The 24,618-nt window shown below is 70.4% G+C and carries 19 protein-coding genes and 1 pseudogene; 10 read left to right on the forward strand and 10 right to left on the reverse strand.

What is annotated here, in order from left to right:
* Positions 1–1,977: an ATP-dependent DNA helicase gene (locus tag IEY78_RS04555; protein ID WP_189096256.1), complete on the forward strand. Its 1,977-nt coding sequence runs from the start codon at positions 1–3 to the stop codon at positions 1,975–1,977.
* Between the two features lie 93 nt (positions 1,978–2,070).
* Here the strand turns inward: IEY78_RS04555 and lexA are convergent, their stop codons facing one another.
* Complete coding sequence (gene lexA / locus IEY78_RS04560; RefSeq protein ID WP_189096257.1) at positions 2,071–2,871, reverse strand: transcriptional repressor LexA; 801 nt, start codon at positions 2,869–2,871, stop codon at positions 2,071–2,073.
* Between the two features lie 545 nt (positions 2,872–3,416).
* On the opposite strand from lexA, the gene nrdR reads away from it, so the two are divergent.
* Both nrdR and IEY78_RS04570 read left to right on the forward strand, forming a co-directional pair.
* Complete coding sequence (nrdR, locus tag IEY78_RS04565; RefSeq protein WP_189096258.1) at positions 3,417–3,941, forward strand: transcriptional regulator NrdR; 525 nt, start codon at positions 3,417–3,419, stop codon at positions 3,939–3,941.
* 124 nt (positions 3,942–4,065) lie between these two features.
* Positions 4,066–6,942, forward strand: a complete 2,877-nt coding sequence (locus IEY78_RS04570) for a vitamin B12-dependent ribonucleotide reductase (RefSeq protein WP_189096259.1) — start codon at positions 4,066–4,068, stop codon at positions 6,940–6,942.
* Positions 6,943–7,067: 125 nt separating this feature from the next.
* Here IEY78_RS04570 and IEY78_RS04575 read toward each other — a convergent pair whose 3' ends face one another.
* On the reverse strand, positions 7,068–7,421 hold the full coding sequence (locus IEY78_RS04575) for a MerR family transcriptional regulator (protein ID WP_189096260.1): 354 nt from the start codon (positions 7,419–7,421) through the stop codon (positions 7,068–7,070).
* 100 nt (positions 7,422–7,521) lie between these two features.
* Here IEY78_RS04575 and IEY78_RS04580 point away from each other — a divergent pair, with 100 nt between their 5' ends.
* Positions 7,522–8,307, forward strand: a complete 786-nt coding sequence (locus IEY78_RS04580; protein WP_189096261.1) for an amidohydrolase family protein — start codon at positions 7,522–7,524, stop codon at positions 8,305–8,307.
* Positions 8,308–8,594: 287 nt separating this feature from the next.
* Here the strand turns inward: IEY78_RS04580 and IEY78_RS04585 are convergent, their stop codons facing one another.
* Complete coding sequence (locus IEY78_RS04585; RefSeq protein WP_189096262.1) at positions 8,595–9,116, reverse strand: TerD family protein; 522 nt, start codon at positions 9,114–9,116, stop codon at positions 8,595–8,597.
* A gap of 414 nt (positions 9,117–9,530) precedes the next feature.
* Between IEY78_RS04585 and IEY78_RS04590 the strand changes: the two genes are divergently transcribed.
* A complete protein-coding gene (locus tag IEY78_RS04590) occupies positions 9,531–10,136 on the forward strand; it encodes a YdbC family protein (protein ID WP_189096263.1) in 606 nt (201 codons plus the stop codon).
* Positions 10,137–10,148: 12 nt separating this feature from the next.
* Here IEY78_RS04590 and IEY78_RS04595 read toward each other — a convergent pair whose 3' ends face one another.
* Positions 10,149–10,925 carry a TetR/AcrR family transcriptional regulator gene (locus IEY78_RS04595; protein ID WP_189096264.1) on the reverse strand — a complete coding sequence of 259 codons (777 nt, stop codon included), beginning with the start codon at positions 10,923–10,925 and terminating at the stop codon, positions 10,149–10,151.
* A 257-nt stretch (positions 10,926–11,182) separates the two neighbouring features.
* Here IEY78_RS04595 and IEY78_RS04600 point away from each other — a divergent pair, with 257 nt between their 5' ends.
* From IEY78_RS04600 to IEY78_RS04615, 4 genes are all read left to right on the forward strand, one after another.
* Positions 11,183–11,842: a histidine phosphatase family protein gene (locus tag IEY78_RS04600; RefSeq protein ID WP_189096265.1), complete on the forward strand. Its 660-nt coding sequence runs from the start codon at positions 11,183–11,185 to the stop codon at positions 11,840–11,842.
* An 11-nt stretch (positions 11,843–11,853) separates the two neighbouring features.
* Positions 11,854–12,762 (forward strand): ADP-ribosylglycohydrolase family protein, encoded by a 909-nt coding sequence (locus tag IEY78_RS04605; RefSeq protein ID WP_189096266.1) that lies wholly within the window; start codon positions 11,854–11,856, stop codon positions 12,760–12,762.
* A gap of 355 nt (positions 12,763–13,117) precedes the next feature.
* A complete protein-coding gene (rnhB, locus tag IEY78_RS04610) occupies positions 13,118–13,819 on the forward strand; it encodes a ribonuclease HII (protein WP_189096267.1) in 702 nt (233 codons plus the stop codon).
* Between the two features lie 66 nt (positions 13,820–13,885).
* Complete coding sequence (locus tag IEY78_RS04615) at positions 13,886–14,536, forward strand: hypothetical protein (RefSeq protein ID WP_189096268.1); 651 nt, start codon at positions 13,886–13,888, stop codon at positions 14,534–14,536.
* Between the two features lie 173 nt (positions 14,537–14,709).
* On the opposite strand, the gene IEY78_RS04620 is transcribed toward IEY78_RS04615, so the two are convergent.
* Complete coding sequence (locus IEY78_RS04620) at positions 14,710–15,435, reverse strand: hypothetical protein (RefSeq protein WP_189096269.1); 726 nt, start codon at positions 15,433–15,435, stop codon at positions 14,710–14,712.
* 221 nt (positions 15,436–15,656) lie between these two features.
* A complete protein-coding gene (locus tag IEY78_RS04625; protein WP_189096270.1) occupies positions 15,657–17,822 on the reverse strand; it encodes a RecQ family ATP-dependent DNA helicase in 2,166 nt (721 codons plus the stop codon).
* A 125-nt stretch (positions 17,823–17,947) separates the two neighbouring features.
* Here IEY78_RS04625 and IEY78_RS04630 point away from each other — a divergent pair.
* Positions 17,948–18,649 (forward strand): annotated as a pseudogene (locus IEY78_RS04630) (DUF4192 domain-containing protein); the annotation flags it as partial.
* Positions 18,650–18,743: 94 nt separating this feature from the next.
* Here the strand turns inward: IEY78_RS04630 and IEY78_RS04635 are convergent.
* The 4 genes from IEY78_RS04635 to IEY78_RS04650 are packed head-to-tail and all read right to left on the reverse strand — an operon-like array spanning position 18,744 to position 24,592.
* Positions 18,744–19,232, reverse strand: a complete 489-nt coding sequence (locus tag IEY78_RS04635) for a hypothetical protein (protein WP_189096272.1) — start codon at positions 19,230–19,232, stop codon at positions 18,744–18,746.
* Complete coding sequence (locus IEY78_RS04640) at positions 19,219–21,405, reverse strand: site-specific integrase (RefSeq protein WP_189096273.1); 2,187 nt, start codon at positions 21,403–21,405, stop codon at positions 19,219–19,221. Before IEY78_RS04640 ends, IEY78_RS04635 begins: the two co-directional genes overlap by 14 nt.
* The gene (locus IEY78_RS04645) at positions 21,402–23,129 is read right to left on the reverse strand and encodes a hypothetical protein (RefSeq protein ID WP_189096274.1); all 1,728 of its coding nucleotides are present in this window, start codon (positions 23,127–23,129) and stop codon (positions 21,402–21,404) included. Before IEY78_RS04645 ends, IEY78_RS04640 begins: the two co-directional genes overlap by 4 nt.
* Entirely contained in the window at positions 23,126–24,592 is a 1,467-nt protein-coding gene (locus tag IEY78_RS04650; protein ID WP_308426854.1) for a site-specific integrase, read from the reverse strand. Before IEY78_RS04650 ends, IEY78_RS04645 begins: the two co-directional genes overlap by 4 nt.
* Between the last annotated feature and the right edge of the window lie 26 nt (positions 24,593–24,618).

Genomic DNA, 24,618 nt, shown 5'->3' on the forward strand with positions numbered 1-24,618 from the left:
ATGACGAAGCCCTCCCTCCCCGATCTGCTGCACGCCGCCGTCACCGCCGTCGGCGGCACCGAGCGCCCCGGCCAGGTGGCCATGGCCGAGGCCGTCGCCGAGGCCGTGGACGACAACGCCCACCTGCTCGTCCAGGCCGGCACCGGCACCGGAAAGTCCCTCGGCTATCTGGTGCCGGCCCTGGCCCACGGCGAGCGCGTGGTGGTCGCCACGGCCACCCTCGCGCTGCAGCGCCAGCTGGTGGAGCGCGATCTTCCGCGTACGGTCGACGCCCTCCATCCGCTGCTGCGCCGCCGCCCGGAGTTCGCCATGCTCAAGGGCCGCTCCAATTACCTGTGCCTGCACCGCCTCCATGAGGGCGCCCCGCAGGAAGAGGAGGACGGCCTCTTCGACGTGTTCGAGCAGGCGACGCCGACCAGCAAGCTCGGCAAGGACCTGCTGCGGCTACGCGACTGGGCGGACGAGACCGAGACCGGCGACCGCGATGCGCTGACCCCGGGGGTGTCCGACCGCGCCTGGGGCCAGGTCTCGGTCTCCTCCCGGGAGTGCCTGGGCGCCTCGAAGTGCGCCTACGGGGCGGAGTGCTTCGCCGAGGCCGCCCGGGAGCGCGCCAAGCTCGCCGACGTGGTCGTCACCAACCACGCGCTGCTCGCCATCGACGCGATCGAGGGCGCCCCGGTCCTCCCGTCGCACGAGGTCCTGATCATCGACGAGGCCCATGAGCTGGTCTCCCGGGTCACCGGCGTCGCCACCGGCGAGCTCACCCCCGGCCAGGTCAACCGCGCCGTCCGCCGGGCCGCCAAGCTCGTCAACGAGAAGGCCGCCGACCAGCTCCAGACCGCCTCGGAGAGCTTCGAGCGCCTCATGGAGCTGGCGCTGCCCGGCCGCCTCGAAGAGATCCCCGAGGACCTCGGCTACTGCCTGATGGCGCTGCGGGACGCGGCCCGTACGGTGATCTCGGCGCTCGGCTCGACCCGTGACAAGTCGGTCCAGGACGAGGACGCGGTCCGCAAGCAGGCGCTCGCTTCGGTGGAGAACGTCCATGCCGTCGCCGAGCGGATCGCAAACGGCTCCGAGTACGACGTCGTCTGGTACGAACGCCATGACCGCTTCGGCGCCTCGCTGCGGGTGGCCCCGCTCTCGGTCTCCGGTCTGCTGCGCGAGAAGCTCTTCACGGACCGCTCGGTGGTCCTCACCTCCGCCACCCTCAAGCTGGGCGGCGACTTCAACGGGGTCGGGGCCTCCCTGGGCCTGGCCCCCGAGGGCACCGAGGGCGAGGACATCCCGCCCTGGAAGGGGCTGGACGTCGGTTCCCCCTTCGACTACGCGAAGCAGGGCATCCTCTACGTCGCCAAGCATCTGGCCCAGCCGGGCCGGGAGGGCGGCCGCACCGACATGCTCGACGAGCTCGCCGAGCTGATCGAGGCTGCGGGCGGCCGCACCCTCGGTCTGTTCTCGTCGATGCGCGCGGCCCAGGCAGCCGCCGAGGAGCTGCGCGGCCGGCTGGACCTGCCGATCCTGCTCCAGGGCGAGGAGACCCTCGGCGAGCTGATCAAGGCCTTCGCCGCGGACGCCCGTACGTGCCTGTTCGGCACGCTGTCCCTGTGGCAGGGCGTCGATGTGCCGGGCGCGAACTGCCAGCTGGTGGTGATGGACCGGGTGCCGTTCCCGCGCCCGGACGATCCGCTGATGAGCGCCCGGCAGAAGGCCGTGGAGGAGGCCGGCGGCAATGGCTTCATGGCCGTCGCGGCGACGCATGCGGCCCTGCTGATGGCCCAGGGCGCCGGCCGTCTGGTCCGGGCCACCGGCGACCGCGGGGTGGTGGCCGTCCTCGACCCCCGGGTGGAGCGGGCCCGCTACGGCTCCTTCCTCCGCAAGTCGATGCCGGAGTTCTGGTACACCACCGACCGCAACCAGGTCCGCCGCTCCCTGGCCGCCATCGACGCTGCGGCGAAGGCGGCGGAGGCCGACGCATAGCCGGCGCACCGACGGCGGCGCGGCCAGGGCCGGAGACACAGCAGAGCCCCGGAACCGGCGCAGTGGTTCCGGGGCTCGGTCGTGAGGGGTGGCTCAGACGCGGCGGAGCACCGCCACCACCTTGCCGAGGATGGTCGCCTCGTCGCCGGGGATCGGCTGGTACGCGGAGTTGTGCGGCAGCAGCCAGACATGGCCGTCCTCGCGCTTGAAGCGCTTGACGGTGGCCTCGCCGTCCAGCATCGCGGCGACGATGTCGCCGTTCTCGGCGACCGGCTGGCGGCGCACCGTGACCCAGTCGCCGTCGCAGATCGCGGCTTCGATCATGGAGTCGCCGACGACCTTCAGCACGAATAGCTCGCCGTCGCCCACGAGCTGACGGGGGAGCGGGAAGACGTCCTCGACCGACTCCTCGGCGAGGATCGGGCCACCGGCGGCGATCCGGCCGACCAGGGGGACATAGGAGGCGGCGGGCTTGCCGGCGGTCTCGGTCGTCGCGGAGCTGGACTGGTCCGAGCCGCGGACCTCGTACGCCCGGGGGCGGTGCGGGTCACGCCGGAGGAAGCCCTTGCGTTCGAGCGCCATGAGCTGATGGGCGACCGAGGACGTGCTGGACAGCCCGACGGCCTGGCCGATCTCGCGCATGGACGGCGGGTAGCCGCGGCGCTGGACCGAATCCCGGATCACCTCGATCACCCTGCGCTGGCGGTCCGTGAGCCCGGAGCTGTCGGCGCGGATGCCGGGCGGGCGGCCGGGCAGCGAGCGAGCTGGCTTCTGCTCTTCGGGGTCCGCCGTGGCGTCGTCCATCGGTGGCCGCTGTGCCGTGTGCGGTTGCTCGAACCGGCCCTGGGAGTGGCTCTGTGCGGTGATGGTCGCGCTGTCTGCGGTGGTGGTCACGTCGGCCCCTCTCGAAATGTTCTCCCTGGTTAGCCAACGGTAGTTGCTTTCGAAAGGTTGCGCCAAACACACGTTCGAGTGAAATATTCGCCGATCTGCTGACCGAGGCGAGTGAGGGGTGTATGGCCGAGCGGTTTTTCGAGTCCCGGGCCGCGCCCGCCACCCGTGACTCCGGCCCGCTCGCGACCCCCGGGGGCGCCGGAGCGCGCGGTCCGGTGCGGCCGCCGCCGCGACCCCGCCGATTCTGTCACCCCGGCCCCGCCGCGCTTCCGGCCGGGTCGCTTCCCGTACTCTCGTCTGCGGCGTCCCGGCCCGCCGCCCCCGCGACACGCGGTAGGCGCATGTAAGCGGCCCGACACCACATCTAGTGGTTAGATGCCTTCGGTTACCCAGAAGTTGTGGTCCCTGGTCTCTCGTCGAGCGCGGGATCGCCTATGCTGGTGACTGCTCCGAAGGGCCCGTACGGACCGGCCGGAGGTCTGTCGCCGTGCGCCGGGATCGTTGGCGTACGTACGTCCGTATATCAAGGGTGAGGAGGGTGGAGCGTGCATTGCCCCTTCTGCAGGCACCCGGACAGCAGGGTCGTCGACAGCCGTACCACCGATGACGGGACGGCGATCCGCCGGCGCCGCCAGTGCCCCGACTGCTCCCGCCGTTTCACGACGATCGAGACGGCGTCGCTGATGGTGATCAAGCGGAGCGGGGTCACCGAACCCTTCAGCCGCAACAAGGTCATCGCGGGCGTGCGCAAGGCGTGCCAGGGCCGCCCGGTCACCGAGGACGCCCTCGCCAAGCTCGGCCAGCGGGTCGAGGAGGCGGTGCGCGCCACCGGCAGCGCCGAGCTGACCACCCATGACGTCGGGCTCGCCATACTGGGCCCGCTGCAGGAACTCGACCTCGTCGCGTACCTGCGCTTCGCGTCCGTCTACCGGGCGTTCGATTCACTCGAGGACTTCGAGGCGGCCATCACCGAGCTGCGGGAGCAGCGCGAGCAGGGGCCGCCCGGGCAGGACCACGGGAGCGAGGGCGAAGGCCCGGCCGTTCCCGTGCCCGCCACCGCCGCCGACTGAGCTCGGCGCACATCCAGGACCTGTACCGGGGCGCGAGCAGGGCGCCCCGGCAGCAGCAAGACATACACCGTGCCACGGAATGAGTGCGCACATATGGGCGTTTGCCCGTATACAGGGAGGCGGAATGACAGAGACGACGAGCGGCCCGGCACGAGGCTCCCGCGCCAAGGGCAGCAAGGCGAGCAAGGGTCTGCGTATCGAGCGCATCCACACCACACCCGGCGTGCATCCGTACGACGAGGTGGAGTGGGCGTCTCGTGACGTCGTCATGACCAACTGGCGCGACGGCTCGATCAACTTCGAGCAGCGTGGCGTCGAGTTCCCCGAATTCTGGTCGGTGAACGCGGTCAACATCGTCACGAGCAAGTACTTCCGTGGTGCGGTGGGGTCCCCGACCCGCGAGGCCAGCCTCAAGCAGCTGATCGACCGCGTGGTCACGACGTACCGCAGGAGCGGCGAGGAGAACGGTTACTTCGCCTCCCCGGCGGACGCCGAGATCTTCGAGCACGAGCTGGCCTACGCCCTGCTCCACCAGGTCTTCAGCTTCAACTCGCCGGTCTGGTTCAACGTCGGCACCCAGCAGCCGCAGCAGGTCAGCGCCTGCTTCATCCTCTCCGTCGACGACTCCATGGAGTCGATCCTCGACTGGTACAAGGAAGAGGGGATGATCTTCAAGGGCGGCTCCGGCGCCGGCCTGAACCTCTCCCGCATCCGCTCCTCCAAGGAGCTGCTCTCCTCCGGCGGCAACGCCTCCGGCCCGGTCTCCTTCATGCGCGGCGCCGACGCGTCCGCCGGAACGATCAAGTCGGGCGGCGCCACCCGCCGCGCGGCCAAGATGGTCGTCCTGGACGTGGACCACCCGGACGTCGAGGCCTTCATCGAGACCAAGGTGAAGGAGGAGGAGAAGGTCCGCGCGCTGCGCGACGCGGGCTTCGACATGGACCTGGGCGGCGACGACATCACGTCCGTCCAGTACCAGAACGCCAACAACTCGGTCCGCGTCAACGACGAGTTCATGAAGGCCGTCGAGACCGGCTCGAAGTTCGGCCTGCGCGGCCGGATGACCGGTGAGGTCATCGAGGAGGTCGACGCCAAGGGGCTCTTCCGCAAGATGGCGGAGGCCGCCTGGGCGTGCGCCGACCCCGGCATCCAGTACGACGACACCATCAACCACTGGCACACCTCGCCGGAGACGGGCCGGATCACCGCCTCCAACCCGTGCAGCGAGTACATGCACCTGGACAACTCCTCGTGCAACCTCGCCTCGCTCAACCTCCTGAAGTTCCTGCGCGACGACGACCTGGGCAACCAGTCCTTCGACGCCGAACGCTTCGCCAAGGTCGTCGAGCTGGTCATCACGGCGATGGACATCTCCATCTGCTTCGCCGACTTCCCCACCCAGAAGATCGGCGAGACCACCCGCGCCTACCGCCAGCTGGGCATCGGCTACGCCAACCTCGGCGCCCTGCTGATGGCCACCGGCCACGCCTACGACTCCGACGGCGGCCGTGCGCTGGCCGGTGCCATCACCTCCCTGATGACCGGCACCTCCTACAAGCGCTCCGCCGAGCTGGCCGCCGTCGTCGGCCCGTACGACGGCTACGCCCGCAACGCGGACGCCCACAAGCGCGTCATGAAGCAGCACTCCGACGCCAACGGTGTCGCCACGCGCATGGACGACCTGGACTCCCCGGTCTGGGCGGCGGCCACCGAGGCCTGGCAGGACGTGCTGCGCCTGGGCGAGAAGAACGGCTTCCGCAACGCGCAGGCCTCCGTGCTCGCGCCGACCGGCACCATCGGCCTGATGATGGACTGCGACACCACGGGCGTCGAGCCGGACCTGGCCCTGGTCAAGTTCAAGAAGCTGGTCGGCGGCGGCTCCATGCAGATCGTGAACAACACGGTCCCCAAGGCGCTCAAGCGGCTCGGCTACCAGCCCGAGCAGGTCGAGGCGATCGTCGCCCACATCGCCGAGCACGGCAATGTCGTCGACGCCCCCGCCCTGAAGACCGAGCACTACGAGGTCTTCGACTGCGCCATGGGCGTCCGCTCGATCTCCGCCATGGGCCATGTCCGCATGATGGCCGCCGCGCAGCCCTTCCTCTCCGGCGCGATCTCCAAGACGGTCAACGTCCCGGAGACGGCCACCGTCGAGGAGATCGAGGAGGTCTACTTCCAGGGCTGGAAGCTCGGCCTGAAGGCGCTTGCGATCTACCGCGACAACTGCAAGGTCGGCCAGCCGCTCTCCGCCAAGAAGAAGGAGGAGGAGAAGAAGGCCGAGCCGGTCGCCGAGAAGAAGGTCGTCGAGTACCGCCCGGTGCGCCGGCGCCTGCCCAAGGGCCGTCCCGGCATCACCACCTCCTTCACGGTCGGCGGCGCCGAGGGCTACATGACCGCCAACTCCTACCCGGACGACGGTCTCGGCGAGGTCTTCCTGAAGATGTCCAAGCAGGGCTCGACCCTCGCGGGCATGATGGACGCCTTCTCCATCGCGGTGTCGGTGGGCCTCCAGTACGGCGTGCCGCTGGAGACCTACGTCTCGAAGTTCACCAACATGCGCTTCGAGCCGGCCGGCATGACGGACGACCCGGACGTGCGGATGGCGCAGTCGATCGTCGACTACATCTTCCGCCGCCTGGCGCTGGACTTCCTGCCGTTCGAGACCCGCTCGGCGCTCGGCATCCACTCCGTCGAGGAGCGCCAGCGCCACCTGGAGACCGGCTCCTACGAGCCCTCCGAGGACGAGGTCGACGTCGAGGGCCTGGCCCAGTCGGCGCCGCGCCAGATCGAGTCGGCGCAGGAGCCCGCACCGGCGGTGAAGATCGTCGAGGACGCCGCCGCACCGGCTCCCCAGCAGGCGCACACCAACGCCGAACTCGTCGAGATGCAGCTCGGCATCAACGCCGACGCCCCCCTGTGCTTCTCCTGCGGGACGAAGATGCAGCGGGCCGGCAGCTGCTACCTGTGCGAGGGCTGCGGCTCGACCAGCGGCTGCAGTTGATCATGAGCCCTCGTCGGGTGTGAATTAGCTGTTCAGGTGGGGTGCCGGCGTTTTGCCGGCACCCCACCACGCGTTTCGTTGGCGCGGCTTGCATTCAATGCAGCCTTGTCGCGTCGGCCGTGCGGTTACTCGGCGCGTTCGGCAGCTGCAATGGCTCGTTGCAGGGTCTGGCGAGCCTGTGTCAGTTCGTCTGCCCGCTGGTCAAGGTGGGAAAGTTGGGCACGTAGTTTGTCCAGCACTCCCGGACAGGGACGCAGCGAGCCGTCGGCGAGGGCGCAAGGCAGTACCTGCCGGATCAGGCTTGTGGACAACCCGGCCGCCAGCAGGGCGCGGATCTGTCTGACCGTTTGCTCGACGGCATCGTCGTAGTCGCGGTACCCGTTGGCCTGACGGCTTGAGGCGATCAGGCCGACGCTCTCGTAGTACCGGAGAAGGCGCTCGCTCGTCCCGGTTCTCTTGGCCAGTTGCCCGATCAGCATTGTTGCTCCACTGCGCTTGACCTTGCCATGGTGTCAACCTTCAACGATGGGACCGACAGCAGCATTCCATCGCTGCCACCGATCCTGACCAGGAGATTCGTTGATCATCGATGCGCACAGCCACGTCCACGATCCTGTGCACAGCCACATCGCCTTGCTGGATGAGGCAGGAGCCGACCGCGCCGTGCTCTTCGGTACCCGGCCCCATCCTGAGCGGGCCACTGATCTGGCTTCGTTGCGGCGCGAGATGAGTGTGCTGGGCGAGACGGTCAGCGGACGGTCCAACGGTCCGGACAGCTACCAGGCCGCGTGGCAGGAACTGGACGCTGCGTGCGTGGCATACCCGGATCGTTTCATCGGGTTCGGCAAGGTTCGTCTGGACCAGTCGGCTGAGCAGATTGCGGCGGAGGTCGAGCGGGAGATCGTCGGCCGGGGTTTTCGGGGCATCGGTGAGCTGACCCCACCGCTGGATGAGGCCGGACAGATCGAGCCGGTCCTCCGGGCAGCCGCCGGTCACGGCGGGCTGCCGGTCGTCGTGCACGGGTTCGCGCCGACCACGGCGGGAGACCTCGCAACTCTCGCCGGTCTCGCGCGCCGTCACCCGACCGTCCCCCTGGTGATCAGCCAGCTCGGTGGACTGAACTGGCTGACGGCCATTGAGCTGGCCCGGGACACCCCGAACATCTACCTGGAACTGTCGACGGCGAACATCATCTTCGCGGTGCGATTGGCCATCGAAGAGGTGCCTGACCGCACTCTGTTCGGCTCGGACGCGCCCTACGGTGACCCGTTCCTCGCCCGCGCCACCGTCGAACGCGTCACCGCGCCAGGTGCACTGCGCGATCGCGTCCTGGGCGGCACCCTCGCGGAACTGCTCGGTCTCTGACCGTACGTGCGTGCCCCGCCGGTACGAGGAATAGCGCACGACAGGAATAAGTGCTCTGCGCCAGTAGCAGAGGGGCGGCCGGGCGGGAGGGCATCTCCCGTACGGCCGCCCGCCCGGGCTGAGATGGCCCGGGAAAGCGCGGAGGGGACCGGCCTGGCGCCGGTCCCCTCCGTCGTGCGCGCCGGGGAACGCTCGGCCGGCGTGTCGCGCGTTCGGCGGCGTGCCCTCGGGGGAGCGGGGCGGCTGTGCGGGGGAGCGGCAGCGCCGCCCCGTTCAGTGCCCCTTCTTCAGTGCCCCATCACCGAGACGAAGGTGTCCGGGTCGGCGTCGAAGCCCCGGAGGCCGGGGCGGAAGCGCCATTTGCCCGTCTCGTCCCGGGTGAATTCGGCCACCGTCGCGGCGGTCGCCCCCGCTACCGAGGCGAAATCGTCCTCCGCCAGATCGGTGTAGCCCTCGCGGATGCGTACGTGGGTGTTCGGCACCTCACCGAAGATCTTGCGTCCCCCGCCCTGTTGGATGGCCACCCCGACGAGGACCCGGGCGTAGGAGTCGGACAGCCGGTCCAGTTCCAGCGTCATGATCTCGTCGGCGCCGAACCCCTGGCCGGTCCTGCTGTCCCGGTTGAGGGTGATGGTCCCGTCGGGTGACCGGCTGTCGAAGGCCACCAGATAGGCCGGGTCGCCGTGCGGCGCGTCGGCCGGGTACGTGGCCGCGACGATGTCGAGGTCGTTGTCCGGTGTCCCGAGGGGACTGGGGTCCCACTTCAGTGTGACCTCGACCTTTTCGATGCCTTTGTTGAGCGTGCTCACCGGGCTTCCCCTCCTTCGTCTCCCGGAGACGCGGCCCGGCCACGCGAGGAGGATGCGGACGGCTCCCCAGGACTTCCCGTTGCGGGACCATCGTGCCACGCCCGCCGTCTCCTGGGCGGAAGCAACTTTCCCTGGTGGCAGGCGATATGGAGCGGGTGCGGTTGGCCGGAAACCGCCCTCCGGGGCGCGGCCCGAGCGCCCGGTGGCCTCCTTGTCGGGCGGAACCCGTGAGGCTCCCGTGGGGCGTTCGGTTGACCCGTCGCGTCCATGGGAGGACCGGGTCCGTGCGCGCCGGGACGGCGCGGTGGCGACCACCCGCGCACTCCCATCGGCCCGTGTCCGCATGGAAGTTCGGGGTGGTCGGAATGTGACGCGCAGTGATTCCGCTTCGCCCGCGGGCCGTACGATGGCGCGGTGCTTGTCAAGTGGATTCGCCTCACCGTCGTGGACCGTCGTGGGTTCGAGCGGGGGCAGCGGAAATGGGCGGGGCTGCTGGGTGAGCCGGGGTTTCGAGGGCAGGGCGGAGGGTGGAGCCGGGGGCGGCCGGGCGTCGCGCATCTGGTCGCCTTCTGGGAGAGCCGGGCGTTCTACGACTCCTTCATGGCGCGTTCGCACGACCGGCTGGCGGCTGCCCAGGTCGGCACCTACAAGGACGCCCAGGTGCGCCTGTTCGAGCACGAGTTCGACGTGAAGGTGGGCTTCCGCCCGTCGTTCGTCGAGGTGGACGTGCTGCGGCTGGCGCACTGCCAGGTGTACCAGGAGCGGGTGGACCACTTCATGCTGATGCAGGAGAAGGTCTGGAACCCGGCGATGGCGGGCTCGCCGGGAATGCAGCGGGGGATGCTGGGGCGCGCCCCGGGCGAGGAGTTCCTGGTCCTGTCGATGTGGCAGTCGGCGGCCGAGCGCGGGAAGTACCGGCCCGAGCGGGTGGAGAGGCTGGCGCTGCGGGCCCAGATAGCCGCGGACGTCCGGGCCATCGCCGGGGACGTGGTCGAGCTGGAACCGTCATGGACGGTGTGAGCGGCGGCCCGTTCAGGAGTCCGTGCCGTGCGCGGAGCCGGCGGCGTCGGCAGTGGTGCTGTCGGTGGTGAAGGCGCCGGCGCGGGCTGCGGCCAGTGCGGCCGCCGCGGCCTGGTCGGCCTGCGCGGCCCCGACCGGCTCCCGGGTGATGAACAGGTTGAAGAAGAGCGGCGCCGAGACCGAACGGACCAGCGCGCCGGCGTCGATCGCGTGGCGCACGGAGCTGTGATCGGTACGGGAGGCGGTGCGGGCAGGGGCGTCCGCCGGGGCTCCCGGTGCGGCGTCCGCGGGAGCGGGCAACTCCCCGCGTCGGACGGCACGTTCGACGAGGATCTCGCAGCGCGCGAACCGCTCGGCGTAGTAGCCGCGCAGTGCCGCGGCCGCCCGCTCCGACCGGAAGCCGGCGGCGATCATCGCGGAGCCCGACGCGGCCACCGCGGGGTCGGCGAAGGACGCGACGACCTCGTGGGCCAGGGCCCGCAGATCGCCCTCCAGGGACCCGGTGTCGGGCGGGGTCCAGGTGTCCTCGCCCGCGAGGTCCAGGGCGTCCGCCAGCAGGCCCTCGACGTCCTTCCAGCGGCGGTAGAGCGTCGTCTTGTGCACGCCGGAGTGCTCGGCGACGTATTCGACGGTCAGGCCCGGATAGCCGTACTCGGTGAGACCGGCCAGGACGGCGTCGCGGACGGCGGCGCGGGTGCGGGCCGTGCGGCCGCCGGGGCGCCGGGTGCCGGGGGCGGGAGCGGAGTCGTCGGCCGGGTGCCGCTCGCCGCTCGCTGCGTCGTCAGTCAAAAGCCATTCCCTTGCGTTAGTGGGCGGATCGTGCCATGCTCATCGTAATGCAACGGGTGTTGCGTTTGATGGGGGGATCGCCATGGCAGGGGACTGGTGCGGGGGAAGTGCGTCCGGAGCGGGGCGCCCGGATCCCGGCGCACGACATCATCGCGGAGATCGCGGAGAGGGAGTGGCGTGCGGTCGGCCATGGTGGAGCCGGCGCGTGGTGGCGCCGGGGTGCGGCAGGTGCAATGCAGGCGAATTACGCTGGCGGCATGGCTCGGCCCCGACGCATCGTCCTCATCCGCCACGGAGAGTCGGAAGGGAATGTCGACGACACCGTCTACGAGCGCGAGCCCGATCACGCCCTCTCGCTCACCCCGGCCGGGCTGCGGCAGGCGGAGGAGGCCGGCGGCCCGCTGCGGGAGATGTTCGGGGACCAGCGGGTCTCCGCCTATGTCTCGCCCTACCGCCGCACACACCAGACCTTCCGGGCGCTCGGTCTCGATCCCGCCAGGGTGCGGGTCCGCGAGGAGCCCCGGCTGCGCGAGCAGGACTGGGGGAACTGGCAGGACCGCGACGACGTACGGCAGCAGAAGGCCTACCGGGACGCCTACGGGCACTTCTTCTACCGCTTCGCCCAGGGCGAGTCCGGCGCGGACGTCTACGACCGCGTCGGCGCGTTCCTGGAGAGCCTCTGGCGCAGCTTCGAGGACCCGGACCACCCGCCGAACGTCCTCATCGTCACGCACGGGCTCACCATGCGGCTGTTCTGCATGCGCTGGTTCCACTGGACCGTGGCCGACTTCGAGTCGCTGTCCAATCCGGGCAACGCGGACCGGCGCACCCTGCTGCTCGGCGAGAACGGCCGCTACACCCTCGACCGGCCCTTCGACCGCTGGTGTCAACCCGAGCCCTACGGGGCCACCGGTTAGAGTGCACACCGATGACCCTCGACCACCGTGACGCGGACCGCCGTGAGCGGGCCCTGGCCAGCCTGCGCGGGCTGGCCGTGGGCGACGCGCTCGGCTCCCAGTTCTTCGTCCCGGCCCACTACCCCGCGCTCAAGCGCCGTGAGCTGCCGCCCGCCCCCTGGCAGTGGACCGACGACACGGAGATGGCCTGCTCCGTCCTGGCCGTGCTCACCACGCACGGGCGGATCGACCAGGACTCCCTCGCCCGCTCCTTCGCCGACCACCACGACTTCGACCGCGGCTACGGTCCGGCGGTCAACCGCATGCTGCGGCTGATCCGCGAGGGCGGCGACTGGCGGGAGCTGGCGTCCGGGCTCTTCAACGGCCACGGCTCATGGGGCAACGGAGCTGCCATGCGCATCGCTCCCCTCGGCGCCTGGTATGCCGACGACCCCGAGCAGGCCACTCACCAGGCCGAGATCTCCGCCTACACCACCCACCAGCACCGCGAGGCCGTCGTCGGCGCCATGGCCGTCGCCGCCGCGGCCGCCCTGGTGGCCGACCCGGCCCGCGACCTCGGCCCCGAGCAGCTGCTGGACGAGGTCCTGGCGCTGGTCCCGCGCAGCGCCGTACAGGCCGGTCTGCGCCGGGCACGCGACATGCTCGACTACGCCGACTCCGGTACCGTCGCCGCCGTCCTGGGCTGCGGCCGGCGCACCAGCGCCCACGACACCGTGCCCTTCGCCCTCTGGGCCGCGGCCCGGCATCTCGGCGACTACGAGCGGGCATTCTGGGCCACCGCCCATGCGGGCGGTGACGTCGACACCACCTGCGCCATCGTCGGCGGCATCGTTGCCTCCGGGCGCGCCGGCGCCCCGCCCGAGTCATGGCTGGCTGGCACCGAAACCCTCCCCTCCTGGGCTCCCGTCCGCACCGACTGATCACCGCCGCACCGCGGCTCGGCCCGCCTGCCCGCCTGCCTGCCGCGAGTCGGCCGTCCACGGCTCTGCCCCGGATGTCGCGCCCCGACCGTCCGCCACGTCCGCCCGACCGCCCGTGGCTGCTTCCGTGTTCCTGCATCCCTCCCAACGGGCGGCTGCGGGGCGCCAATTCGGCCCCGGTGGTGGGGTTGTGGCCCACGGGGCCGCGGCGCGTGACGCACTCCGCGCGGGCCTCCGGACACCCGTCGGCAGCGGTACCGGACCACCCCGCCCGCACCTGCTCGGATATCGTTTTCCGCCGGGTCGGGATCCGGTGCGGACGGCCGGACCGAATAGGCGTAACCTTGCTGGCGCCATGCCGTACGAGCCCCCCACCCACACCGTCGAGCGATCATTGCGCGCCACGACGGGCGCCAAGATCGTCGCAGGTGTCGACGAGGTCGGACGCGGAGCGTGGGCCGGTCCGGTCAGCGTCTGCGCAGCGATCACCGGTCTGCGCCGTCCACCCGACGGACTCACCGATTCCAAGCTGCTGACTCCCAAGCGCCGCACCGAACTGTGCGAGGTGCTCGGCGAATGGGTCACGGCCTATGCCCTCGGGCACTCCTCGCCCGAGGAGATCGACGGGCTGGGCATGACCGCGGCACTGCGGCTCGCGGCCGTCCGCGCCCTGGCGGCGCTGCCGGTCCGGCCGGACGCGGTCATTCTCGACGGCAAGCACGACTACCTGGGCGCGCCGTGGCGGGTCCGCACGGTCATCAAGGGTGACCAGTCCTGCATCGCGGTCTCCGCCGCGTCCGTGATCGCCAAGGTGCGGCGCGACGCGATGATGGCCGAACTGGGGCTGGGCTACACCGACTTCGACTTCGCGGCCAACGCAGGCTACCCCTCGCCGACCCATCGCATCGCCCTGGAGGAGTACGGTCCCACGCCGCACCACCGAGTGTCGTGGTCCTACATGGACGCCCTGCCCCGGTGGCGGCATCTGAAGAAGGTGCGCATCACCCCCGAAGCAGCCGCTCTGGAAGCCGGTGGCCAACTCGGCTTCGATTTCTGAGCGGTGCGGACATCAATTCGGTACCCGATGACGTGTTCCGCACTTACGTTTGATAGACATCCCTTTATGCCTCTCATCCCCGAGGAGCCTCAGATTCACGAGAGTGTCCCGGGTCCCCGCGCAACTGCCGCCGCAGGCCGCACCGCGCCGACCCCCCGTCCTGTTCCTGGCCCCGGTCCCCGCCCCGCGCCTCCGCGTGGCGCTCCGGCGGCCAGCGTCCGTCCGGGCAAGCCCGGACCTGCTGCCCCGCCGCGTGGGCCTGTCGCCGCTCCGCCGGCGCAGCGCACCAGCTCCCCGCAGCCGCCGGCCGCCACGACCGGTGCCGCTTCGGGAGCGCAGCTCCAGCTGATCCCGGCACCCGCCGCCGGCGCCGTCGACGCCGCTGACGAGGCCGTTGACCTGCTGCTGGACTCCGGGCGAGCGCCGGGCGAAATCCTGGTGCTGACCACCGGCGAGACCCACCCGTGGGCCGCGCACGAACTCACCTTCGGCGAGGCTTCGTACTGGGCCCAACACGACGCCGCCGACGATGTGTTCTACGCGGATGCCGCTGCCGGGCGCGCCACCGGCCGGCCCGTCGTGATCGTCGCTGTCAACGGCGGTTCGGACGAGGTCACCGGGACGGCACTGCCGGCCGCGATGGCCCGTGCCGGAACGCTGCTGATCGTCTGCGGCGACCCGGAGCGGATCACGGCCGTGCTCGGCGCCCACGCCTGACCTGTCGGCCAGCAACAGCCCGTCGGTCCTTGAGGCCGTCGGGCTCGCTTGCGTGGGAGGTCCGTGGTGTGCGGTCGCCATGCGCGGTGGCAGGTGGTGCGCCCGGCCCTCGTGGCGGCGGCCGCCCTCGCCTCGTGTGGGGGAGGGTGGCCGGGCGTACCGCTCGGGCCGCCTCAGCGCGCGGCCGTGTGCCGGTGCGCTTCCGGGGCGCCGCCCGCGCGCCGGGGCAGCGGCCGGTTCTGCAGGACGGCAGCGTTCGCACCGGAAAGCGGCGCCTCCGGCCGCGCAGCCGTCAGGCGACGCGCCTCCGTCCGCACGGTGTCCGTCTGCCCGGTGTCCGCACGGCGCGGTTCGGGGACCGGCAGATCCGCGGAGGGCGGCCTGGGGCGGCGCCCGCCCCGGCCCTCTCCCAGGACCTGCCAGCGCTCCGGGGTCAGCGTGATGTACGCCCCGCAGCGGAGCCCGTGCAGGGTGCAGGCATCGCGCAGCCCCCACATCCACGCCCCGTCCGTCTCCGTCCAACGGGGCTCGCCCTCACGGCAGTAGAGCAGTACCGCGGTCCGGACCGGGGCCCGCAACCGCAGATCGTGCGGGATCACCCGGCGCAGATGCGCCAGCAGCGCATTGCGGAACTCCCAGCCGTCGGGAACGGCCGCGAGCTCGGTGAACGAGGCGCTGGCCGTCACCCGGTCCTGCGCGTCGAGCACCGCGACGATGGCCGTCGACGAACCCGGGCGATGACGCTCGTGCAGCTCGGCGACGACCTCACGGGGATTGCGCAGCAACGGGATCCCGGCCGAGGCCCATTCGGCGGGCACCAGCATCCGCCCCAGCCTCGCGGCGGATTCGGCGGACACGGGCAAGGACACATGCGGGGGCGGAGCGAAGCCGAAGGTCATGTTCCTCCCTTCGTCAGGCGTCCACGCGTCGGGCGGTGACCGGGCGCCAAGGCGCACCACGGCTCGGCTCGGCCTGACCACGGACGGCCGGTGGGGGAAGCATTCCAATTCTTCCCGTCGTACACGCATGCGGCAACGAGCAATTCCCGCCGGTGCCGGGAATGCCCCGGAAGGTCACCGATGTACTTGCCCGCCACGGCCTCGCCCGTGCCGTACCGCTCCTAGCCCTGTACGGCAAGGACCAGTGGAAACACCCCCTCCGCGCCCGCCCGGCGCAGCAGCCGGGCGGTCATGGCCAATGTCCAGCCGGTGTCGGCGTAGTCGTCCACCAGCAACACCGGGCCATCCGCAGACGCCAAGGCCTGCGCCAACTCCGGCGGCACGCTCAGCGAGCCGTGCAGCGCCCGCAGCCGCTGAGCGCTGTTGCTGCGCGGAATCCTTCCCTCGGCGCCGTCGTCCCCCGAGGCCACCGTGCCCAGGAACGGCATCCGGCCGACCTCGGCGATCCGCTCGGCCAGTGACCGGATCAGCTGCGGGCGGCTGCGCGAGGAGAGCGCGACGACGCCCACCGGGCGAGCTGGCGCCTCGGCCGCGCCCGACGCCCAACCACCCGGGCCCTTGGCCCAGTCGGCGAGCACGGTGACCACCGCGGCGGCCACATCGTCGGGCACCGGGCCGTCGGGTGCCTGCGGTGCGAGCATGGGCCGCAGACGGTTGCCCCACCCGATGTCGGAGAGCCGGCCCAGAGCCCGCCCCGTCGAGGACAGCTCGCCCGCCGGGATGCGCCCCTTGAGGTCGACCCCGACGGCCGGCAGCCCGGTCGGCCACATCCGCCGCGGTTCCACCTCCACTCCCGGCCGCCCCAGCTCACCGCGCGCCGCGTCCAGCGAAGCCGCGGACACCTCGGTGCCGAACCGCGCCCCGGCGCAGTTGTCACAGCGACCACAGGCCACCGCGGCCTCGTCGTCCAACTGCCGCCGCAGGAACTCCATCCGGCAGCCCGCCGTGGTGGCGTACTCCCGCATGGCCTGCTGTTCGGCCTCGCGCTGGCGCGACACCCACGCATAGCGCTGGGTGTCGTACGACCACGGCCGGCCGGTGGACGTCCAGCCGCCCTTGACGCGGTGCACGGCGCCGTCCACGTCGAGCACCTTGAGCATGATCTCCAGGCGCGAGCGGCGCAGTTCGACCTGCGGCTCGAGGGCGGGCAGCGACACCGGCCGGTCGGCGGCGGCCAGCACGTCCAGGGTCCGGCGCACCTGCTCCTCGGGAGGGAAGGCCAGCGACGCGAAGTACTTCCAGATCGCCTCGTCCTCCCGCCCCGGCAGCAGCAGCACCTCGGCGTGCTTCACCCCACGACCGGCACGGCCCACCTGCTGGTAGTACGCGATGGGGGACGACGGCGACCCCAGATGCACCACGAACCCCAGATCGGGCTTGTCGAAGCCCATGCCCAGCGCGGAGGTCGCCACCAGCGCCTTGACGCGGTTGGCGAGCAGATCGTCCTCGGCCTGCTGGCGATCGGCGTTCTCCGTCTTGCCGGTGTACGACGAGACCGTGTGCCCCCGCTGGCGAAGGAAGGCCGTGACCTCCTCGGCGGCGGCGACCGTGAGGGTGTAGATGATCCCCGAGCCCGGCAGCTCGTCCAGATGATCCGCGAGCCAGGCGAGCCGGTGTGCGGCGTCCGGCAGCGGCAGCACGCCCAGGCTCAGGCTCTCCCGGTCCAGCGGCCCGCGGAGCACCAGCGCCTCGGTGGAGCCCTCGCCCGTGCCGAGCTGCTCGGCGACATCGGCGGTCACGCGTGCGTTGGCCGTGGCGGTCGTGGCGAGCACCGGCACACCGGACGGGAGGTCGGCGAGCATCGTGCGCAGCCGACGGTAGTCCGGCCGGAAGTCATGGCCCCAGTCGGAGATGCAGTGCGCCTCGTCGACCACCAGCAGACCGGTCGCCGCCGCGAGCTTGGGCAGTACCTGATCACGGAAATCGGGGTTGTTGAGGCGCTCGGGGCTCACCAGCAGGACATCGACCTCACCGGCCGCCACCTCGGCCTGGACGGTGTCCCACTCCTCGGTGTTGGACGAGTTGATCGTGCGTGCCCGGATCCCGGCCCGCGCGGCGGCCTCGACCTGGTTGCGCATCAGCGCGAGCAGCGGGGAGACGATCACGGTCGGCCCGCTTCCGCGCTCGCGCAGCAGCGCCGTCGCGACGAAATAGACCGCGGACTTGCCCCAGCCCGTCCGCTGCACGACCAGCGCCCGGCGGTGGTCGGCCACCAGCGCCTCGATCGCCCGCCACTGATCCTCGCGCAGCCTGGCCTCGCCGCCGGGATCACCGACGAGTCGGGTCAGGACGGCATCGGCGGCGGCACGCAGATCATCGTTGCTCATGCCCCCATGCAACCCGATGCCACTGACAATGCGCGAACCCCCGCCCGAACCTGTGGACAACTCGCTCGCCCGAGAGTTATCCACAGGGGTCGCGGCGCGACGGCCCGCCGCGAGATCTTCGGGCCATGAATCCGCACAGCGAACCCAGCAAGCGCACCACCGACGGCGATTCCACCGCTCAGCCCGCCGCCCCGACCCCGTCGCACACTCCCGGCCCGTCCGAACCGCCGGCCTCCGCCGACCCGCACCGCGCACCCGAGCCCGCCCCGTCCACCGGCTCCGCAGACGATTCCCGCCCCCTCGACCCCGCGAACACCACCACCCCCACCAACCCTGCTGACACCACGAGTCCGTCCGCTCCCTCCACTCCTTCCAGCTCCGCGCACTCCTCCGCCCCCGCCGACGCGGTCCCCGCGCCGGTCTCCGAAACGCAGGTCACGCTGCGTAGCCCGGCCGAACTCGCCGACGCACTGCCGTACCTCATGGGCTTCTATCCGGACGACAGCGTGGTTCTGGTCGCCCTCCACGGCGACCGCGGGCGCTTCGGCGGCCGGGTCCGGCTCGGCATCCCCTCTGACACCACACAGTGGCCGGATGTCGCCGACCAGCTCGCCGACTGCCTGGTCAACGCGGGCAAGGAACGTGACGCCCGGCCCGAGGCGATCCTCGTCTACCTCTGCCAGGAGCCCGCGCAGGGCGAGAGCGGCAAGGACGTCAAGGACCGGCTCCGCCCGCTCGCCCAGCGGCTGCGTACGGCCTGCGGTGCGCTGGACGTGCCTGTCCTGGAAGCCCTGTGCCTGTCCAACGGCCGCTTCTGGTCCTACTGCTTTTTGCCTGCACTCTCCGTGTCCCGGGCCGCTGTGTTGCGGGTGGACGGTCTCCGGCAGTGGAGGCGCGTCGTGGCTCTGGCGGCCTGATGTCTCATTCGGGGCTCAGCAGGGGCCGAGGGTTGTGGTGCGCCGTGGCGGGCAGGTGCGTGACCGGTTTGTGTGATCCGTTGCTGAGCTGTTGACGCAGGTTCTCGATCTCAAGGTGCTGTGCGGCCAGCCGAGAAATCGCTCCTTGTCGGAAGTTGGTCAGCTCCTGGAGGTCGGTGTCACGCTTGTCCAGGCGCTGGCGGAGGTTGGTGATCTCCTCCTTGAGCCGGGTGATCTGGGCCTCGCGCGGGTCGGGGATGGTGCCTGCTTGCTGGAGGAGATCACGACGACGGGTGAACTCCTCGGCCAGGTGCTGGAAGGGGCCGGGCCGTCCCTCCTTGGGATAGAAACCCGTGCGGTTCACCCCGGCCTGGGTGGCGAGGGTCTTGATGTCGCATCGCCCGCCGGGTGGGATCTCACCTCGTAGGAGTCGGTCCATGGCGGCTCGGATGCGGTCCTCGGCCTGCTGTCTTTGATCGTCAGTGGTCCGCATGGATCTCCTGCTCGGGTCCAGAGCCGGCCGCGTCGATCTCGTCGAGGACGCGTTGCGCGCGATCGAGTTCGGCCCGGAGTCGGATTCGCTCGGTCTTCTGGGGGCGGCTGAGGGAGCCGAGGAAGGTTTTGGTCTGGGTGACCGTCTCGGCCCAGATGGGACGGTGGCAGGGGTGGTGGGTGGCCTGCGGGCAGCGGGCCGAGTCACACATTCCCGCCAAGGGTTTGGTGGCGTTCGGGGTGCCGGCCAGTTTCAGGCAGAGGGCCTTTCCGGGGTCGGCGAACCAGCAGTAGTTCGCCGTTCCCAGGTGCAGGGTGCCGGCTCGCTTGGCCAGGAGGTTGCGGAGGTCCTGGTCGCTGGACCGGACGTGGGGCGAGGTGGCCTCCTGCCGGGCCAGTTCCTCGTCGACGTGGGTGAAGAAGTCGATCAGCTCGTGGGCCCCGGTGCCGCTGGGCAGGATGCCCTGCTGGAAGTTGCGGAACTCGGCTGCGGCCAGGCTCAGATTCCGTTCCTGCTCGTGCTCGTTGACCTCGGCCAGCAGCTTGGCCTGAGCTCCGCCGGGCCGGGCGGTGTATCCCTCGGTGGTAACCACCGAGAGGTGCTTCAAGGCGATCTTCGCGGCCAGCATGCCGTTGGGGCGATAGGCCAGCTCCATGGCGAGGGTCCGCCGCAGCATCCGCAGGTTGACGGTGCCGTCCGGGATCGGCGCGAGCCCCAGCCTGCGACCGAGCGGACCGTTGACGAAGGGGCGAAGCGCCCGGGTGTATCCCGAGTGGAAACCGATCCTTCCGAACAAGGATTCGCCAGGGCCAGCGTGGAGGTGCACCTGCTCCGCGAGTTCGACTGCCCGGTGTACTTCTTCGAGCACGACCCACTCATCTTCAAGGCCACCGAGCTTCTGACCTTTGATGATCTTGCTGGCGAGGCTGTGCCGAACCATGCCGGGACCGACCTCTCTGGTGCGGCGGCAGCCGACGAGGAGCTCGGCGAGCTCGCTGTTCCTCATCCCGGAGACGGCCGCGATGACCGTTAGCGCCGCCTGCCGGGCGACGCCCGCCAGATCCTGCGCTTTTTGGGTGTGCAGCGGCGTGATCCACGGCACCAACTCTTGGGTGTCCGCGCGGGGGACAGCCGCGACTTCGCGACCCCAGGGCTTGGCCAGCCCGACCTTGGCCACGGTGTCCTCGGCGAGCTCGCGGAAGCCCGGGGTGAGCATGTGGGACCGGACCTCACGGCAGCCGACGCGGACGGCCAGGGCCAGGAAGTTCACCCGCAGCAGCGGGTCGTCGGGGTTCCAGCCTGCGGCAAGCCGCTCGTTCACTCGTCTGTCGGTCATCTCGACCAGGGGATCCCCGGTGGAGCGATGCTCATCCAGGGCCCGGGCCAGGTCGGCGAACGTGGGGTTCGGCCTGCGGGCGCCGCCGTGCCGTGGCGGTCGGCTCTCGACCTGCCGGAGGAGAACGGTCAGATGAGGTCCGAGGGTGTCAACGATGTAGAGGCAGGCGGCAAGCAGCGGTTGCAGGATGTGGTCGGGAACGGGCTGTGTCTTGTTCTCCGCCTGCTTCGGCATCCCGGCGACCACGGCCGGCGGGGTGAAGTTCCAAGGGCGGAAGCTCGGGTGATAGCGGTCGTTGGTGAACAGATCGCTGTAAAAAGCGAGATCCATGACGGCCGTGACGACCGCCCGCTGCTGGGACGGGCTGGCGGCCCGGAGACGCCGGCCATGCTTGTCCCGAATCGTGCTGCGGACGGCGAGATAGCGCTGGCAGTGCTCCTGCGTGACCTCACGGAGACTGGCGATGCCTTGGCTCGTCAGCCAGTTCAACCAGGGGAACAGCAGGCCGCGGACGCGGCCGGTGGTCGCCAGAGCCCGAGGAGTGCGGTAGGCGTGGGGCAGCTGGGCGACGGCGGGATGCGCCGGCGCGCAATACGCGATCATCAGTTCCTTGGCCACCAGCCGCCATCTCGAATTGTTGATCTTTGTGAAGTCCCAGATCAACTGGCCTCCCGAGAGCTGCTTGGGACGGCCTAGGATGCCGCGGAGATCCCACACGTCCTGATCGAACAGCGGCCGCGGGAAGCCCTCGACCACGGTCCATCCGGCCAGCTCGAAGACATCGACGCCGCTGAACGGCGAGGACGCCGCTTCCGCGATGGTGAGTGCTTCGGTCATGCCGTTCGCTCCTCAGGCCGCAGGGGCAGTTCTTCGTCGGCGTCAGCGACCTGCGGGGCAGCGGCGGCCAGCACCGCTGGATCGAAGCAGTCCAGGACCTGCGTGACGCGCTGGGCATAGGGCCCGAACACGGCCATGAAGTGGTCGGCAGGCAACTGCCTCCACTGCCGGGCGAAGAAAGCTTTCAACCGCAGCAGGTTGGCCGCGTGCCGCGGGGCGAACACCGCCAGCGGGCAGAGCAGGCAGACCCAGGGCCGAGCCGGACACGGCTTGCCCTTCGGCCCGTGCAGGCCGGCCAACTGGTCCGCGCAGGCCGCGACGAAGACGTCGCGTTCACCACCCACGAGCTCGTCGATCGCCGTGTCGTCCAGCTTCAGCTGGGCGATGACCTGCGGGTAGTCCCGCGCGAGGGCGACGGTGTCCTCCTCGGATAGGACGGTGGGGGCCTGAGCCCGACGGAGGAGATCGCCCTGAGCCTCCTCGATCAGGGCCTGAACGGCCCGCTGCTGGGCCGGCGTCGCCGCGGTCAGGTAGTGATCGCCCTCGACCGCCGGGGTGTGGTTGGGATCGATCGTCACCCGCGGGCTGCCTGCCCAGGTGCGGCGGTCGCGATGGCTGTGGAACGTGGTCCGGATCCGCTGCCGGTGAACCGGGAACGGGGCTCCGGAGTCGTCCAGCAGGCCGTGACGACGGACCCAGGCCCGCACGGAGATGTCAGTCATCCGCGTGGTCTCGACGGCGTTGCCGCCGTGGGTGGAGCTATCTCTGATCCACAAAACTCCGCGATCCTCGTCCGGTGCGAGGGAGCGAAGCGGGGCCGAGTGCTCCAGCCAGCGTTCGAGCAGCCGCACGGCCTTGCGGGAAAGGTTCAGGCTCTCCCGTGAGGTGCGGCCCTTGACGTAGTTCAAGAGCATCTCGGAGTCGCCGGTCCAATCGAGGTCCGTCAGCCCGAGACCGTCGATGCCGTCGGGAACGATCCCGCTGTAGGCGCCGAACAGCAGCTGGTAGGAGATCACCATGTCCGGCTGCGGGAAGAGTGCCGTCCGTGCTTCGGCCAGCTGACGGCGGACAACGAGGGCCGTCTTCTGCCGGACGCCGAGCACGAACTTCAGCGAGCGGAACGTGACCGGACCGTGGTGGGCCTGAAGCCAACACAGGTTGTCGGTGGACCAGTCCCCGCTTTCCCGAGGATCGTGGCCCCTCCGGGCGGCGGCCAGGGCCTCGGCGTGTGCGGTAAAGGCTTCCCGTACGTTTCTGTGGCAGAGGTCGAGCAGCCGGGACCACTCGGCCTCGCTGTAGGGGGCGAAGGCTTCACTCGGGTCGCGCTGATTGAACGTGCGGCCCTCGGTCATCAGGCGGACCGGCAGCGGCAGCCTTCCCGTTTCCTCGTCCCATGCCTTCAGTAGGAACCGGATGTTGCGTTCATCGACGTACTGGGCGGACATCCAGAATTCGATCATGTCCGTCCGCGACAAGTCCCCGGCACCGCCGGTGAAACCACGGGTGTGCAGGAACAGAACCAAGCGCCTGGCAGAGATCAGGTGTTTGTCGATGGCTGACCGTGTGGTGAGCCGCCCATGCGGGTGGATCAGGTTGACCAGGCCTGCCATCAAGTCCTGGGCCAGGTCCGGGCAGTCGCTGGCGGGCATCTGCCCTTGCCGGCCGACGCCGTCGACGGTGGTGTAGGCGATGCCGATCGGGTCGTGGAGAACGGTGGCGGTCACCAGAGATCATCCTCGTCTTCGTCAAACTCGCCGTCCGCCTCCAACTCGGCGTCGACATCGCTGATCAGCTCGTAATCCCGCCCGGCCTGTTCGTAGGCGTCCCGGAAGATCCGGGTCATGTCCAGGCGGCGGAGGTACTTTTCCGTGGTCAGGACGCTGGAGTGACCAAGTAGGTCACGCAGCACCATCAGAGGGTCGGCCTTGGCCAGGTAGAGGGCCAGGCCAGCGTCTGCATCGGTGTCCTTCACCAGTTGGGCGGCCTGCCGGTAGTAGCCGCTGACCAGTCGGGCAAGTGTCCGCATCGCGAAGGTGTGCCTGGTTCGGTGCGGGTAAACGTGCGGGAACCGGGGCTCGAACCGTTCGCGGATGCGGTCCGCGGTCCGGGAGAAGACCGTGGGCCAGGCGGTGAACGGGCCGCCGTCCGCCCGCACTGCCAGCAGCATCGACCCGCCGTTCGGCGCGACCAGCCGCCGTCGCTCGGCGGGCCGTAGCCCCTGCCAGGACACCCGGCGGCCGTTGACCCGGCCGCCGAACTGGTCGGCCTCGGTCACCAGCAGCGGCGACCCCCATCTCTCCGGTGGCCGCCATCCCGCCCCATCCGCCGCCAAGGCTCGATCCAACTCTCGGTAACGGTGTAGGTCCGCCAGCTTGTCGTAGGAAACCCACGTCGTTCGGAACTTCCGGCCTTTGGCGACGCCGGACGGCACGGGCAGCGGAATCGGAAGCTGAGTAGGCCGCGGCGGCAAAGCCGGCAGCTCGACCGCGAGGTAGTAGGTGAACTCCTGCAACCGCAGGCCCGTGTCCAGCGCGGCGGCGCCGACGGCGCCGTTGCGGGCCAGTTCCCGGCCTCGGAACCGATCGTCCTCGCCGTCAGGGCCCAGGCCCCGAAGTGCGCGGACGAACAGCTCTGCGAAGTCGTCCTCCAGGTACTTGATGGTCACGTGCGGCTTCGGCACCCGCCGGATGGCCTGGTTCACCGGCCGCCGGGCGATCTGGTCGGCGAAGAAGACCGTGGCCTGCCGGTAGGTGAAGGGCTCGGTGTTCGCGTACCCCTCCGCCACCGCCCACCGGTAGAGGATCGACAGGATGCTCACGTGCTGGTTCCAGGTAGTCGCCTCCAGCCGGGCGTCCAACGGGCCGCAGGCCCGATGCACCGCGTACGAACTGAGCCCGGCCTTCAACCGGTCCCGTTGATCGAACAGCCCAATGCCACGGTCACCGAGGAAGACTGCCCAGTCCCGCACCGCTCGGGCGTAGACACCCCACGAAGCAGGCTCCGGGCACCCGTTCACCGGCAGCTCTCGCAGCCAGCGGTTCACCGCCACCAACGGCCTTGGCGACACGGGGTCGTCCTCGAAGCGCAAGTCGCTATCGATCAGGACCGGCATCCGCTCGGGGATCACCGGCTCATGTTCGAGTTCCCATGTCTCCCAGCCCTCCGGCTTGAAGAAGATCAGTTCCACGGCCCGAGAGCGTAGGGACCACATCC

This window comes from Streptomyces kronopolitis (genome assembly GCF_014646275.1).
Lineage (GTDB): Bacteria > Actinomycetota > Actinomycetes > Streptomycetales > Streptomycetaceae > Streptomyces > Streptomyces kronopolitis.